Consider the following 15,113-nt stretch of genomic DNA (forward strand, 5'->3'; position numbering starts at 1 on the left):
GGTGGCGGTTGACGGCGTACCGCGCGCCCGGATTCGACCGTGGCCCCTCGGCTGCCCTACAGCGTGTCCGCGAGCAGGCCGGCGAGGTCGACGAGGTCCGTCCCGGCGAGATGGGGCAGGGCGCAGCCCGCGAGGATGCGGCAGGACTCGCGCCAGGTGCCGGGCACGGCGTCGCCGCCGCCGAGGACGCCGGTCAGCGCGCCGGCCAGCGCGGGCGCGGAGTCGGCGACCCGGGAGAGACACGCGGCCGCGGGCACCGCCTCGGCGACCCGGCCGCGGGCGGCGATGGTGACGGCGAGTGCGATGGGGACGGTCTCGGCTGCGGCGATGCCGTAGCTGTACACGTGGTCGACGATCTGATGCTCCAGCAGGGGCACAAGCTCGAACGCCCCTTCGGCGCCGCGGGCGAGTGCGACGGCGTGGCGCGCGTTGCGGCCGATCTCCGTGGACTCGGGAAGCTGGGCCAGTGCGGTCTCGACGGTGTCGTCGACGGACGCGCCGCCGAGCGCCGCGGCCACGGCGGCGGCCATGGCACGCGCGCCGTGCACTCCGTCGCCGTCCTGGGTGTAGCGGGCGTCGAACTCGGCGAGTTCGGCGGCCGCGGCCGGGTCGCCGGGATGCACGACGGCGAGTACGGCGGCCCGTACGCAGGCCGCGTCGTCGAAGTAGTGCGGATTGTCGTGGCCGGTGGCGGGCGGGCGCAGCCCGGTCGCGAGGTTGCCCAGTCCGGCGCGTACGGAGATGCGGGCGCGCAGGGGGAGCACGGCGGACTCGACCTCGGGGGCGCGGTCGGCGGCCGCGGCGACCTGGCTGGCGAGGGAGTTCCAGGCCAGGTCCACGGCGGCGCGCACCCGGCGGCCGGGTGCGAGGCCGCGGAAGTGGTCGCCGGAGGCGGTGAGCACGGTCCCGGCGGCGAACGCGGCCCACTCGGCGTCGTCGGACGGACCGAGCCGGAGGGGTTCCGGGGGCTGGTTGAGGGCGATGGGCACGGGGAGGGTGGTGGTGGCGTTGTGCTCGGCGAAGGTGTCGAGCTCCCGGGTGAGCCGCCGGGTCCACTCGGGCATGCGGCCGGCGCGATGCCGCGCGGCGGGCCAGCCGGCGGCGTCGCCTGCGGCGAGCCCGAGCAGCAGCCCCTCGACCGCCCGTTCCGGGCCCGGTGGCGTCGCCTTCGTACGGGCAGGAGGCCCGGCCCCGGTCTCCTGGGGCGGGGGCGCGTGGGGAGGGGTCGCGTCGGTCGTGGGCAGGCCCTCGGGGGGTGGGGGCGTCATCGCGGGATGGGGGTCAGGAGCGTGGCCACGTCCAGGACGTGGTGGCCGCGCATCGACGGGAGGCAGCTGCCGCGGACCGGGCCGATCGCCGACGCCCATGCGTCCGGGATCGCCCGCGCCCCGGACACCGCTCCCGACAGCGCCCCCGCCACCGCCGCGGTCGTGTCCGCGTCGCGGCCCATGTTCACCGCCGTGAGCACCGAGCCGCGGAAGTCTCCGCGGGCCGCCGCGAACGCGCCGAAGGCCAGACCCACCGCCTCCGGTGCCAGGTCCGTCCAGGGATAGCCGCCGATCACCACGGTCGAGCGGATCGCGCGTTCCATGGTGAGGACGTCCGGGTAGGCGCGGCCCGCCGCCACCACCGCGCGGCGCATCGAGCGGGCCGTCCACGAGTCCATCGGCACCACCGACAGCGCCGCGCCGATCACCCCGGCCGGCCCCGCGCCGCCCATCGCCGCCGCGACCCCGGCCGCGACCGCGCGGCCGCCGTAGATGCCCTCGCCGTCGTGGCTGACGCTGCCGTCGATCGTCACCAGCCGGGCTGCCTCCTCCGGCTGCCCGGCCGCGAAGACGCCGAACGGGGCCGCCCGCATCGCCAGGCCGTCGCTCCATGCGTGCCGGTGCTGCGCCGAGATCGGGGCGGCGAGGCCGCGGCGGAGGTTCTCCAGCGTGCCGCGCTCGCTGAAGCCCGCGCCGCGGAAGGGGCCCTCGTCCAGGTCCGCGATCCACTCGTGCCACGCCGACTCGACATGCGCGACGGTCAGCTTTGAACCGTGCCGGGCGAGGAGCAGGCCCGAGAAGATCGCGTACTCGGTGTCGTCCGTCCCCGCGGGATCGTCGCTGACGAAGCCCTCGATACGGCCCCAGCGGCGGCGGATCTCGGAGGGCCGCAGGTTCTCGGCGGGCGCGCCGAGCGCGTCGCCGACCGCGAGGCCGAGCAGCGCGCCCCTCGCCCGGTCGTGGACGTCCGCGGCGCGGGGGAGGGCGTCGGCGGCGGGCGTCCGTTCCCCGGACGCCGAGGCTGTGGACGTCTCGGTCAGCAACTCCATGAGGGGCCCTTTCGCGCGCGCGAGCCTGTTCCCGGATATGTGCCACGCGCCGCCCGCGAAACAGCCAAAGAAACGTTTCTGTCACCCGGCTCGCTGCACCGCTCCCTGGTAGGTAAGTACGGCCTGCCTTGCTGGCGCGCCCCTTACGTGGTGCGTATTTTCGAGGGATCGAGGGGGAGCGGGCCCGCCGGGTGCCGCTGCTGGAAAGGGGATAGCTGTGTCCATCATCGAAACCGAGGCCGCGCTTCACGAGGCGCACCGTGACAACCACACCCACCGTGATGTGAACGGCGGCTGGCTGCGCCCTGCGGTGTTCGGTGCGATGGACGGGCTCGTTTCCAACCTCGCCCTGATGACCGGCGTTGCGGGCGGTGCCGTCTCGCCGCAGACCGTCGTGATCACGGGACTGGCGGGACTCGCGGCCGGCGCGTTCTCCATGGCGGCGGGCGAGTACACCTCCGTCGCCTCGCAGCGCGAGCTCGTCCAAGCCGAACTGGACGTCGAGCGGCGGGAGTTGCGCAAGCACCCGGTGGACGAGATGGAGGAGCTCGCCGCGCTCTACGTCGCCCGTGGCGTCGAGCCCCCGCTCGCCCGTGAGGTGGCCATGCAGCTCTCCCGGGATCCGGAGCAGGCGCTGGAGATCCACGCCCGCGAGGAGCTCGGCATCGATCCCGACGATCTGCCTTCGCCCGCCGTCGCCGCCGTCTCCTCCTTCGGTTCGTTCGCGCTCGGCGCGCTGCTGCCGGTCCTGCCGTACCTCCTGGGCGCCACCGCCCTGTGGCCGGCCGTGCTGCTCGCCCTGGTCGGTCTTTTCGCCTGCGGCGCGCTGGTGGCCAGGGTCACGGCTCGCAGCTGGTGGTTCAGCGGGCTGCGTCAGTTCGCGCTGGGCGGGGCCGCGGCGGCCGTCACGTACGGTCTGGGCATGCTCATCGGCGCCGCCGTCTGACGGGGACTCTGCCCCGGATTCCGCACCGGTCCTGGTCCAGGGCCGGTGCGGTGGCGCGTCGAGGGCGGGTGCGGTCGCGCGTCCAGGGCCGGTGCGGGGACGCGCGTCCAGGGCCGGTGCGGGGACGTTTCGAAGACCCGCGCTGGCGTTTCGGGGCTGTGTCGGCGACCCTGTGACGTACGTCCTCTCCTCGGATCGGGGTCGGGATGAGACACTATGCAAGGCACAACATAAGTAGCCGTTACCCGGCGGTTTCGACGCCGTAATCACCGGGCATGAGCCGTAGGCGCTGCGGGCAACGAAGCCCGCTCCTGCGATGGTCCTCCGAATCCCGATCCGCCGGTCTGTTCGGCTGTGACCCACCCTTCACCGCTTGGCGCGGTGTCCGCATGCTGGAATGAGCTATCCGCTTTCCGAGAAGCACTCCATCATGTAACCTGCACGAAATTTCGCGGAGGGCCAACGTCGTCCCTCGGCACTGCACATGCCACGACGACGACGGGAGAGCCGATGCGTTCCGACGCCTGGTCGCCCATGGACGGTCGCCCCGCCCCCCAGGGGATGTACGACCCCCGTAACGAACACGACGCCTGCGGTGTCGGGTTCGTGGCCACCCTCACCGGTGTAGCCAGCCATGAGCTGGTCGAGCAGGCGCTGACCGTACTGCGGAACCTCGAACACCGCGGCGCCACCGGCTCCGAGCCCGACTCCGGCGACGGCGCCGGCATCCTGATGCAGGTGCCGGACGCGTTCCTGCGCGAGGTCGCCGGATTCGACCTTCCCGACGCCGGTTCGTACGCCGTCGGCATCGCCTTCCTTCCCGCCGACGGCTCCGCACAGGCCGTCTCGCGGATCGAGACGATCGCCGCCGAAGAGGGCCTGAACGTCCTCGGCTGGCGCGAGGTCCCCGTCACGCCCGACCTCCTCGGCAACGGCGCCCGGGCCACCATGCCCGCCTTCCGCCAGCTCTTCGTGGCCGACGGCAGGAGCCGCGGCATCGCGCTGGACCGCAAGGCCTTCGTGCTGCGCAAGCGCTCCGAGCGCGAGGCAGGGGTGTACTTCCCCTCCCTCTCCGCCCGCACGATTGTCTACAAGGGCATGCTGACCACCGGACAGCTGGAGCCCTTCTTCCCGGACCTGTCCGACCGCCGCTGCGCCACCGCCGTCGCGCTCGTGCACTCCCGGTTCTCCACGAACACGTTCCCGAGCTGGCCGCTGGCCCACCCGTACCGGTTCGTCGCGCACAACGGCGAGATCAACACGGTCAAGGGCAACCGCAACTGGATGCGCGCCCGTGAGTCCCAGCTCGCGACCGGACTCTTCGGCGAGGGCGCCTTGGACCGGATCTTCCCGGTCTGCACCCCCGACGCGTCCGACTCCGCCTCCTTCGACGAGGTCCTGGAGCTGCTGCACCTCGGCGGGCGTTCGCTGCCGCACTCCGTGCTGATGATGGTCCCCGAGGCGTGGGAGAACCACGACTCGATGGACCCGGCCCGGCGCGCTTTCTACCAGTACCACTCCACGATGATGGAGCCCTGGGACGGCCCGGCCTGCGTCACCTTCACCGACGGCACCCAGGTCGGCGCGGTCCTCGACCGCAACGGACTGCGCCCCGGCCGCTACTGGGTCACCGACGACGGTCTCGTCGTCCTCTCCTCCGAGGTCGGCGTCCTCGACATCGACCCCGCCAAGGTCGTCCGCAAGGGCCGGCTCCAGCCCGGCAAGATGTTCCTCGTCGACACCGCCGAGCACCGCATCATCGAGGACGACGAGATCAAGTCCGCCCTCGCCGCCGAGGCTCCGTACGCCGAGTGGCTGGAGACCGGCGAGATCGAGCTCGAGGACCTGCCCGAGCGCGAGCACATCGTCCACACCCACGCCTCGGTCACCCGCCGCCAGCAGACCTTCGGCTACACCGAGGAGGAGCTGCGCGTCATCCTGGCGCCGATGGCCCGCACCGGTGGCGAGCCGCTCGGCTCGATGGGCACCGACTCGCCGATCGCCGCGCTCTCCGAGCGGCCGCGGCTGCTCTTCGACTACTTCACCCAGCTGTTCGCGCAGGTCACCAACCCGCCGCTGGACGCCATCCGCGAGGAGCTCGTCACCTCGCTGCACTCCTCGCTCGGCCCCCAGGGCAACCTGCTGGAGCCGACCGCCGCGTCCTGCCGCAGCGTCACCCTGCCCTTCCCGGTGATCGACAACGACGAGCTGGCCAAGCTCATCCACATCAACGCCGACGGCGACATGCCCGGCATGACGGCCGCCACGCTCGCCGGCCTCTACCGGGTCTCCGGCGGCGGCGACGCGCTGGCCGCCCGGATCGAGGAGATCTGCGCCGAGGCCGACGCCGCCATCGAGAACGGCGCGCGCCTGATCGTGCTCTCCGACCGGCACTCGGACGCCGAACACGCGCCGATCCCGTCGCTGCTGCTCACCTCGGCCGTGCACCACCACCTCATCCGCACCAAGCAGCGCACCCAGGTGGGCCTGCTGGTCGAGGCCGGTGACGTGCGCGAGGTCCACCACGTCGCGCTGCTCATCGGCTACGGCGCCGCCGCCGTCAACCCGTACCTGGCGATGGAGTCCGTCGAGGACCTGGTCCGCGCCGGCACGTTCATCGAGGGCCTGGAGCCCGAGCAGGCCATCCGCAACCTGATCTACGCCCTCGGCAAGGGCGTCCTCAAGGTCATGTCCAAGATGGGCATCTCCACGGTCGCCTCCTACCGCGGCGCGCAGGTCTTCGAGGCCGTCGGCCTGGACGAGGCGTTCGTCGAGAAGTACTTCAACGGCACCGCCACCAAGATCGGCGGCGCCGGTCTCGACGTCGTCGCCAAGGAAGTCGCCGCCCGTCACGCCAAGGCCTACCCGGCCTCCGGCGTCCCCTCCGCGCACCGTGCGCTGGAGATCGGCGGCGAGTACCAGTGGCGCCGCGAGGGCGAGCCGCACCTGTTCGACCCCGAGACGGTCTTCCGCCTGCAGCACGCCACGCGCTCCAAGCGGTACGACATCTTCAAGAAGTACACGGACCGCGTGAACGAGCAGTCCGAGCGGCTGATGACCCTGCGCGGCCTCTTCGGCTTCAAGTCCGGCCGCGAGCCGATCTCCATCGACGAGGTCGAGCCCGTCTCCGAGATCGTCAAGCGCTTCTCCACCGGCGCCATGTCGTACGGCTCCATCTCCAAGGAGGCGCACGAGACCCTCGCGATCGCCATGAACCAGCTGGGCGCCAAGTCCAACACCGGTGAGGGCGGCGAGGACCCGGAGCGTCTCTACGACCCCGAGCGCCGCTCCTCCATCAAGCAGGTCGCCTCCGGCCGCTTCGGCGTCACCAGCGAGTACCTGGTCAACGCGGACGACATCCAGATCAAGATGGCCCAGGGCGCCAAGCCCGGCGAGGGCGGCCAGCTGCCCGGCCACAAGGTCTACCCGTGGGTGGCCAAGACGCGTCACTCGACGCCGGGCGTGGGCCTGATCTCCCCGCCGCCGCACCACGACATCTACTCCATCGAGGACCTGGCCCAGCTGATCCACGACCTCAAGAACGCGAACCCGGCCGCGCGTATCCACGTGAAGCTGGTGTCCGAGGTCGGAGTCGGCACGGTCGCCGCGGGTGTCTCCAAGGCGCACGCCGATGTCGTCCTCATCTCCGGCCACGACGGCGGAACGGGCGCGTCCCCGCTCACGTCGCTCAAGCACGCGGGCGGCCCGTGGGAGCTCGGTCTCGCCGAGACCCAGCAGACGCTGCTGCTCAACGGCCTGCGCGACCGGATCGTCGTGCAGACGGACGGGCAGCTGAAGACCGGCCGCGACGTCGTCATCGCGGCGCTGCTGGGCGCCGAGGAGTTCGGTTTCGCGACCGCGCCGCTCGTCGTCTCCGGCTGCGTCATGATGCGTGTCTGCCACCTGGACACCTGCCCGGTCGGCATCGCCACGCAGAACCCGGTGCTGCGGGAGCGGTTCTCCGGCAAGGCCGAGTTCGTCGTGAACTTCTTCCAGTTCATCGCCGAGGAGGTCCGCGAGATCCTCGCCGAGCTGGGCTTCCGCAGTATCGAGGAGGCCGTCGGCCACGCCGAGCTCCTCGACACCGAGCGGGCCGTCGGTCACTGGAAGGCCCAGGGCCTCGACCTCGCCCCGCTCTTCCACGTGCCCGAGCTGCCCGAGGGCGCCGTGCGCCACCAGGTCGTCGAGCAGGACCACGGTCTGGAGAAGGCCCTCGACAACGAGCTCATCGAGCTCGCCGCCGAGGCGCTGGGCGCGGCCACCGCCGAGGACGCACAGCCCGTGCGCGCCCAGGTCGCGATCCGCAACATCAACCGCACCGTCGGCACGATGCTGGGCCACGAGGTGACGAAGAAGTTCGGCGGCGCCGGACTGTCGGACGACACCATCGACATCACCTTCACCGGCTCCGCCGGCCAGTCCTTCGGCGCCTTCGTGCCGCGCGGCATCACGCTCCGCCTGGAGGGCGACGCCAACGACTACGTCGGCAAGGGCCTGTCCGGCGGCCGGATCGTCGTCCGCCCGGACCGCGGCGCCGACCACCTCGCCGAGTACTCGACCATCGCCGGCAACACGATCGCCTACGGCGCGACCGGCGGCGAGATCTTCCTGCGCGGCCGCACCGGCGAACGCTTCTGCGTCCGCAACTCGGGTGCCACCGTCGTCTCCGAAGGCGTGGGCGACCACGGCTGCGAGTACATGACCGGCGGCCACGCGGTCGTCCTCGGCGAGACGGGCCGCAACTTCGCGGCCGGTATGTCCGGCGGCATCGCGTACGTGATCGACCTCGACCGGGACAACGTCAACTCCGGCAACCTGGAGGCGATCGAGGCCCTGTCCGACGCCGACGAGCAGTGGCTGCACGATGTCGTGCGCCGCCACCACGAGGAGACCGGCTCCACCGTCGCCGAGAAGCTTCTCGCCGACTGGTCCGTGAACGCGGCCCGTTTCAGCAAGATCATCCCGACCACGTACAAGGCAGTGCTCGCCGCCAAGGACGCCGCTGAGCTCGCCGGTCTCTCCGAGCAGGAGACCACCGAGAAGATGATGGAGGCGGCGACCAATGGCTGACCCCAAGGGCTTCCTGACCACCGGGCGCGAGGTCGCCAAGACCCGTCCCGTCGAGGAGCGCGTCAAGGACTGGAACGAGGTCTACCAGCCCGGCTCCCTGCTGCCGATCATCAGCAAGCAGGCCGGCCGGTGCATGGACTGCGGCATCCCGTTCTGCCACAACGGCTGCCCGCTCGGAAACCTCATTCCCGAGTGGAACGACTACGCCTACCGCGAGGACTGGTCGGCGGCGTCCGAGCGGCTGCACGCGACCAACAACTTCCCGGAGTTCACCGGCCGCCTGTGCCCCGCTCCCTGTGAGGCGGCGTGCGTGCTGGGCATCAACCAGCCCGCCGTCACCATCAAGAACGTCGAGGTCTCCATCATCGACAAGGCGTGGGAGACCGGTGACGTCACCCCGCAGCCGCCCGAGCGCCTGTCCGGCAAGACCGTCGCCGTCATCGGCTCGGGTCCGGCCGGTCTCGCCGCCGCCCAGCAGCTGACCCGGGCCGGCCACACGGTCGCCGTGTACGAGCGCGCCGACCGCATCGGCGGTCTGCTGCGCTACGGCATCCCCGAGTTCAAGATGGAGAAGGTGCACATCAACCGGCGCATCGAGCAGATGCGCGCGGAGGGCACCAAGTTCCGTACGGAGGTCGAGATCGGCCGCGACATCGACGCCGCGAAGCTGCGGCGCCGGTACGACGCGGTGGTCATCGCCGCCGGTGCGACGATCTCGCGCGACCTGCCGGTCCCGGGCCGCGAGCTCAAGGGCATCCACTTCGCGATGGAGTACCTGCCGCTCGCCAACAAGGTGCAGGAGGGCGACTTCATCGCGCCTCCGATCACCGCCGAGGGCAAGCACGTCGTCGTCATCGGCGGCGGTGACACCGGCGCGGACTGCGTCGGCACGGCCCACCGCCAGGGCGCCGCCTCCGTCACGCAGCTGGAGATCATGCCGCGTCCGGGCGAGGAGCGGTCCGCCGGCCAGCCGTGGCCGACGTTCCCGATGCTCTACAAGGTCACCTCCGCGCACGAGGAGGGCGGCGAGCGGGTCTACTCGGTCTCCACCACCCACTTCGAGGGCGACGAGGACGGCAACGTCCAGTTCCTCCACCTCGTGGAGGTGGAGTTCGTCGACGGCAAGCTGACCCAGAAGCCCGGGACCGAGCGGAAGATCCCCGCGCAGCTGGTCACGCTCGCGATGGGCTTCACGGGCACGGACCGGTCCAACGGCCTGGTCGACCAGTTCGGCCTGGAGCTCGACGAGCGCGGCAACATCGCGCGGGACGCGGACTACGCGACGAACGTCGACGGCGTGTTCGTCGCGGGCGACGCCGGCCGCGGCCAGTCGCTCATCGTGTGGGCGATCGCCGAGGGCCGCTCGGCGGCGCGAGGAGTGGACCGCTACCTGACGGGCGCCAGCGAACTGCCGGCCCCGATCCGCCCGACGGACCGCGCACTGACGGTCTGACCCCCTGATACGTCCCGTACAACGGCGTACGGAACTGAACACGGCGCCTGCCTTGTCCCCGACCGGACCATGGCAGGCGCCGTGGTGCGTTCGGGTGCGGGCGTTGCACGCGGTGTTCCGGGGGTTCCGGCCCCCGCACCCCCACGCCTCACACGCCGGCGAGTCTGCTTTGCAGCCCGTCCGGAGATTGAGGACACCGCGCGGTGCGCGGTACCCGGGATCCGGGGCGAAGCCCGGTTTCGGGAAGGGGCGGGGCGGGGAACAAGCCCCGCGCATCGGCCGGTTCGCACCCGCCGCAGCGGCCCGTTCGTGACTGCCGCCGCGGGATATCGTTCAAACCGGCGCCCACCCGGTCCGACGAAACGGAGCCCGCATGCCCGTCAGCCTCCAGAAGCTCGAGCGCAGCGCCCCCGCGCTCGTGAGCCTCTACAAGACCGCGGGCGTCTCCCTTCAAAAGCATGGACTGCACGGGCAGCGCGCCGCCGTCTATCTCGTCGTCGACTACTCCGGGTCGATGAAGGACTACTACAAGGACGGCAGCGTCCAGGCACTCGCCGATCGTGTCCTCGGGCTGTCGGCCAACCTCGACGACGACGGCACCGTGCCCGTCGTGTTCTTCTCCACCGACGTCGACGCGGTCACCGACATCGCGCTGGAGAACCACCACGGCCGGATCGACGAGATCGTCTCGGGCCTCGGGCACATGGGGAAGACCAGCTATCACCTGGCGATGGACGCCGTCATCGACCACTACACGGACAGCGGCTCGACCGCCCCCGCTCTTGTCGTCTTCCAGACGGACGGCGGCCCCATCAACAAGCTCGCCGCGGAACGCTACCTCTGCAAGGCGGCGAAGCTGCCGCTCTTCTGGCAGTTCGTCGGCTTCGGAAACAAGCGCAGCTCGCAGTTCGACTTCCTGCGCAAGCTCGACGAACTCGCCGTACCCGCCAGGCGTCCCGTCGACAACGCCGGTTTCTTCCACGCCGGGCTCGACCCGCGCCAGGTGCCGGATGCCGAGCTGTACGACCGGCTGCTCGGGGAGTTCCCCCAGTGGCTCGCCGCCGCACGCGCCCAGGGCATCGTCCGGTGACGATGCGGCTGTTGCGGGCGGCCGGCCGGGTGGCGGTGCCGTGGAAGAACGGCGGCGGTGTGACCAGGGAGATCGCCGCCTCGCCCGAGGGCGCGCCGATGGATGCCTTCGACTGGCGGATCAGTCTCGCCGAAGTCGCCGATGACGGGCCCTTCTCCGCGTTCCCCGCCGTGGACCGCACTCTCACCGTGGTGGAGGGGCGCGGCATGGAACTCACCGTGGGCGGCGAGCGGCTCGTCGTCGACGAGCGCTTCGTGCCGCGCGACTTCCCCGGCGACCGCGCCACCGAAGGCCGGCTGCTCGGCGGCCCGGTGGTCAACTTCAACGTCATGCACAACCGGGACCGCGCCGTCGTCATGACCTCGGTCGTACGCGGCCGACTGCCCGTGGTCGTTCCCGACCGCTCGGTCGTCGTGGCCGTCGCCCTGCGGGGCACGACGGTGCTGGAGGCGATGAGCCCCGGCGCCGGGCGCGTCACGCTCGAGCGGTACGACGCGGCGGTGCTGGACGGCCACGCGGTCGTGCTGGCGACCGACGGAGACGCGGCTCTGGTCACGATCCGCCTCCGGGAGGCCTGAGCCGCGGCGGCCCCGAGCCCGCCCCTCTTCGCGAGCGGGCGTCTGCGAGGACCCCGGCCGATGGCGAGGCGCCGGCGGCCTGCGCTGCTGTCCACCGGATCATGTCCGCCGGCCGGCGCCATCCGAGGAAGCCCGACAGCGGATGTCCGGCTTTCGCGATTGGCTGGTGTCATGACCTTCGCCCCATGGTCCGCGTTCCGGACCGCAGAGCCCGCCTTCGCCGAGATCGTCCAGCACCGCTTCGAGCGGTACAGGCACCACGTCCTCGCGACCCTCCGCAAGGACGGGTCGCCCCGCCTGACCGGCCTGGAGGTGAATTTCCGCTTCGGTGAGCTGTGGCTCGGCATGATGCCGAACTCCCTCAAGGCCCGGGACCTCCGGCGCGATCCGCGCTTCGCCCTGCACACGAATCCGGGCGCGGACGATTCCATGGACGGTGGTGACGTACGCGTCTCCGGGCGCGCGATCGAGGTGACCGACCCCGAGGAACTCGCGCGTTTCGTGGCCGCCGTCGAGCCGCCCGAGCCCTTCCACCTTTTCCGGACCGAGCCGGCCGAGGTGGTGAGGACCTGCGTCGAAGGCGATGAGCTGGTCGTGCGGTCCTGGCGTCCGGGCACGGAGGTCAGAACCGTCCGGCGACGCTGACCGGCGACTCAGCCGGACAGCAGCCGGGCCCGGCAGAGCGACGGGCTGCCCCACGCGTCCCGCAGCGGGCGGGCCTTGCGCAGCCACAGCGCGAGGTCCGGCTCGTCGGTGTATCCGATCGCGCCGTGCAGGTGCAGCGCGGCGAGCGCCGCGGCGTACGCGGCCTCACCCGCTGCCACCTTCGCCGCCGCGATGTCCGCCCGGCTCATCGACAGCGCGGCCCCGAAGAGCACAGGACGCGCGAACTCCAGCCCGATCAGGGTGTCCGCGAGCCGGTGGCCCACCGCCTGGAAGGACCCGACCGCCACCCCGAACTGCCTGCGCTGCTTCACATACGCCACGGTGCGTTCCAGCAGCGCCAGCCCGGTGCCGAGTGACTGGGCCGCGGTCACGAGGGCGGCGACATCGGCCGCGTACGCCGCTGCCCGCGTGACCTGCGGGCCCTCGGCGAGCACCGCACCGCCGGCCTCGGGCAGGGCGAGTCGCCGTACGGGGTCCGCGGAGATCCGCAGCGGACCGTGCCGGCCTGCGGTGCGCAGCACACCGGCGCCGTCGACGGTCAGGAGCACGGACGCCGCGTCCGGGTCCAGGGCGTACGGGCCGTGACCGGCGAGCACGAGCGTGGCGATCTCCTCACCCGACACCAGCCGGGGCAGCAGCAGCTTCGCGGCCGAGGCGTCACCCAGGTCGGCGAGCCTGCCGAGCAACGCGGCCGCCGCCACCGTCTCGACCACCGGACCGGGCATCGCGTGCCTGCCCAACTCGACGAATACCAGAGCGAGTTCGGCGGTCAGCGGGCCGGCACCGTCGTACGCCTGCGGTGCCGCGAGCCCGAACACGCCCGCCTCCGCGAGCCGTGCCCAGAGCGCCGTGCCCGGCGTGCTGTCGCCCGCCGCCCACGCGCGGGCGACGGCGGGCACGTCGGCGGCCGACAGCAGGGCGTCCAGCGACCGGGTGAAGGCCTGCTGCTCGGCGGTCGGCAGAAAACGCATCAGCGGCGGCCCTTCGGCAGGCCGAGCAGCCGCTCGGCGATGATGTCGCGCTGGATCTCGTTCGTACCGGCGTAGATCGGGCCGGCCAGTGAGAAGACATGGCCCTCGGCCCATGGGGTGTCGCGCAGTTCCCCGTCGGGGCCGAGGAGGTCGAGCGCCGTCTCGTGCAGGGCGATGTCGTACTGCGACCAGAAGACCTTGTTCAGGCTGGACTCCGCCCCGAGTCCGCCGCCCTCGGCGAGGCGGGACGCGGCGGCGAAGGCGAAGAGCTGGTAGGCGCGTGCGCCGATGACCGCATCCGCGACCCGGTCCCGCAGCGCCGTGTCCGCCGGGTCGGCCGACGCGCGCCACTGCCGCACCAGCCGGTCGGCGGCGGCGAGGAAACGGCCCGGTGAGCGCAACGTCAGACCGCGCTCGTCGCCCGTCGTGGACATCGCGATCCGCCACCCCCGGCCCGGCTCGCCGATCACGTCCTCGTCCGGGACGAAGACGTCGTCGAGGAGGAGTTCCGCGAAGGCGGGCTTGCCGTCGAGGCGCCCGATCGGCCGGACGCCCACCCCGGGCGCCGACAGGTCGAACATCAGATACGTCATGCCCTGATGAGGCCTCGCCGCGGCCGGATCGGTGCGGAAGAGGCCGAACGCGCGGTCCGCGAACGCGGCCCGCGACGACCACGTCTTGGTGCCCGAGAGCAGCCAGCCGCCGTCCGTGCGCACCGCGCGAGCCCGGAGGGAGGCGAGGTCCGAGCCCGCCTCGGGCTCGGACCAGGCCTGCGCCCACACGATCTCGCCGCGTGCTGTCGGCGGCAGGACGCGGGCCCGCTGCTCCTCGGTGCCGTGGGCGAGGAGGGTGGGGGCGAGCAGCGCGATGCCGTTCTGCGAGACCCGGCCCGGCGCGCCCGCTGCCCAGTACTCCTCCTCGAAGAGCAGCCAGCCGGTGACGTCCGCGCCGCGCCCGCCGTACCGCTCGGGCCAGGAGACCGCCGACCAGCGGCCCTCCGCGAGCCGTGTCTCCCATGCGCGATGCGCCGCGAAACCCTCCCGCGTCTCCAGCGAGGGAAGGGGCGAGGCGGGGACGTGCTCGGCGAGCCACGCTCGTGCCTCGGCGCGCAACTCCGCGTCGGCCGGGGAGAGATCGAGATCCATCGGACTCCTTCCCTAACAAGTGTTTGGTAGGTTAACGTGCGGATGTGACGGACAACAGGGCACAGGCGCGGATCGACGCCTCCCGGCCGCGGTACGAACCCGGTCACGGCCTGCTGAAGGGGCGTACCGCCGTCATCACGGCCGCCGCGGGCGCCGGGATCGGCGGGGCTGCCGCGCGCAGATTCCTGGAGGAGGGCGCCCGCGTCCTTCTCTCCGACGCCCACGCCCGCCGCCTGGAGGAGACCGAGGCCGCCCTCGCCGCCGAGTTCGGCCCGGGTGCGGTCGCCGCGCTGCCCTGCGACGTCACCCGGGAGGACCAGGTCCGGCAACTGTTCGACACCGCGGTCCGGCTGCACGGCGGGCTCGACGTCGTCGTCAACAACGCCGGGCTCGGCGGCACCGCCACGCTCGCCGACATGACCGACGACCAGTGGACCCGTGTCCTCGACGTCACCCTCAACGGCACTTTCCGCTGCACCCGGGCAGCTCTGCGCCGGCTGCGTGACGGCCCCGGCGGCGGCGTGATCGTCAACAACGCCTCCGTCGTCGGCTGGCGCGCCCAGGCCGGACAGGCCCACTACGCCGCCGCCAAGGCGGGCGTCATGGCGCTCACCCGGTGCGCGGCGGTCGAGGCCGCCGAGTACGGCGTCCGCGTCAACGCCGTCGCGCCCAGCCTCGCCATGCACCCCCACCTGGTGAAGGTCACCTCGGCCGAGCTGCTCGCGGAACTCACCGCACGCGAGGCCTTCGGGCGGTACGGCGAGCCGTGGGAGGTCGCCAATGTCATCGTCTTCCTGGCATCCGGCTACTCCTCGTACCTGACCGGCGAGGTCGTCTCCGTCAGCAGCCAGCATGCGTGAGGGGCCGGCGCCGAGGA

11 protein-coding genes are annotated in these 15,113 nt (G+C 72.2%); 7 read left to right on the top strand and 4 right to left on the bottom strand.

Annotated features, from left to right (window positions below; genetic code table 11):
• Positions 1–56 precede the first annotated feature (56 nt).
• Together J7E88_RS15150 and J7E88_RS15155 are read right to left on the bottom strand one after the other, a co-directional pair.
• Complete coding sequence (locus J7E88_RS15150) at positions 57–1,268, bottom strand: ADP-ribosylglycohydrolase family protein (RefSeq protein ID WP_215181113.1); 1,212 nt, start codon at positions 1,266–1,268, stop codon at positions 57–59.
• On the bottom strand, positions 1,265–2,317 hold the full coding sequence (locus J7E88_RS15155) for an ADP-ribosylglycohydrolase family protein (RefSeq protein WP_251022582.1): 1,053 nt from the start codon (positions 2,315–2,317) through the stop codon (positions 1,265–1,267). The genes J7E88_RS15150 and J7E88_RS15155 overlap by 4 nt, the downstream gene beginning before the upstream one ends.
• Before the next feature lie 217 nt (positions 2,318–2,534).
• Between J7E88_RS15155 and J7E88_RS15160 the strand changes: the two genes are divergently transcribed.
• The 6 genes from J7E88_RS15160 to J7E88_RS15185 all read left to right on the top strand — a co-directional run bounded on the left by J7E88_RS15160 (position 2,535) and on the right by J7E88_RS15185 (position 12,099).
• A complete protein-coding gene (locus J7E88_RS15160; RefSeq protein ID WP_215181115.1) occupies positions 2,535–3,263 on the top strand; it encodes a VIT1/CCC1 transporter family protein in 729 nt (242 codons plus the stop codon).
• Positions 3,264–3,773: 510 nt separating this feature from the next.
• Positions 3,774–8,333, top strand: coding sequence for a glutamate synthase large subunit (gene gltB, locus J7E88_RS15165; protein WP_215181117.1), 4,560 nt, complete (start codon positions 3,774–3,776; stop codon positions 8,331–8,333).
• Entirely contained in the window at positions 8,326–9,786 is a 1,461-nt protein-coding gene (locus J7E88_RS15170) for a glutamate synthase subunit beta (RefSeq protein ID WP_215181119.1), read from the top strand. Before gltB ends, J7E88_RS15170 begins: the two co-directional genes overlap by 8 nt.
• A 373-nt stretch (positions 9,787–10,159) precedes the next feature.
• Positions 10,160–10,876, top strand: coding sequence for a VWA domain-containing protein (locus J7E88_RS15175; protein ID WP_215181121.1), 717 nt, complete (start codon positions 10,160–10,162; stop codon positions 10,874–10,876).
• 2 nt (positions 10,877–10,878) lie between these two features.
• The gene (locus tag J7E88_RS15180) at positions 10,879–11,454 is read left to right on the top strand and encodes a HutD family protein (protein WP_251022698.1); all 576 of its coding nucleotides are present in this window, start codon (positions 10,879–10,881) and stop codon (positions 11,452–11,454) included.
• 171 nt (positions 11,455–11,625) lie between these two features.
• Positions 11,626–12,099: a pyridoxamine 5'-phosphate oxidase family protein gene (locus tag J7E88_RS15185; RefSeq protein ID WP_215181125.1), complete on the top strand. Its 474-nt coding sequence runs from the start codon at positions 11,626–11,628 to the stop codon at positions 12,097–12,099.
• 8 nt (positions 12,100–12,107) lie between these two features.
• On the opposite strand, the gene J7E88_RS15190 is transcribed toward J7E88_RS15185, so the two are convergent.
• Positions 12,108–13,091, bottom strand: coding sequence for an acyl-CoA dehydrogenase family protein (locus J7E88_RS15190; protein WP_215181127.1), 984 nt, complete (start codon positions 13,089–13,091; stop codon positions 12,108–12,110).
• A complete protein-coding gene (locus tag J7E88_RS15195) occupies positions 13,091–14,236 on the bottom strand; it encodes an acyl-CoA dehydrogenase family protein (RefSeq protein ID WP_215181129.1) in 1,146 nt (381 codons plus the stop codon). The genes J7E88_RS15190 and J7E88_RS15195 overlap by 1 nt, the downstream gene beginning before the upstream one ends.
• A 44-nt stretch (positions 14,237–14,280) precedes the next feature.
• Between J7E88_RS15195 and J7E88_RS15200 the strand changes: the two genes are divergently transcribed.
• Positions 14,281–15,096, top strand: coding sequence for an SDR family oxidoreductase (locus tag J7E88_RS15200; protein WP_308307502.1), 816 nt, complete (start codon positions 14,281–14,283; stop codon positions 15,094–15,096).
• Positions 15,097–15,113 lie beyond the last annotated feature (17 nt).

The organism is Streptomyces sp. ISL-10 (genome assembly GCF_018614575.1).
Classification (GTDB): domain Bacteria; phylum Actinomycetota; class Actinomycetes; order Streptomycetales; family Streptomycetaceae; genus Streptomyces.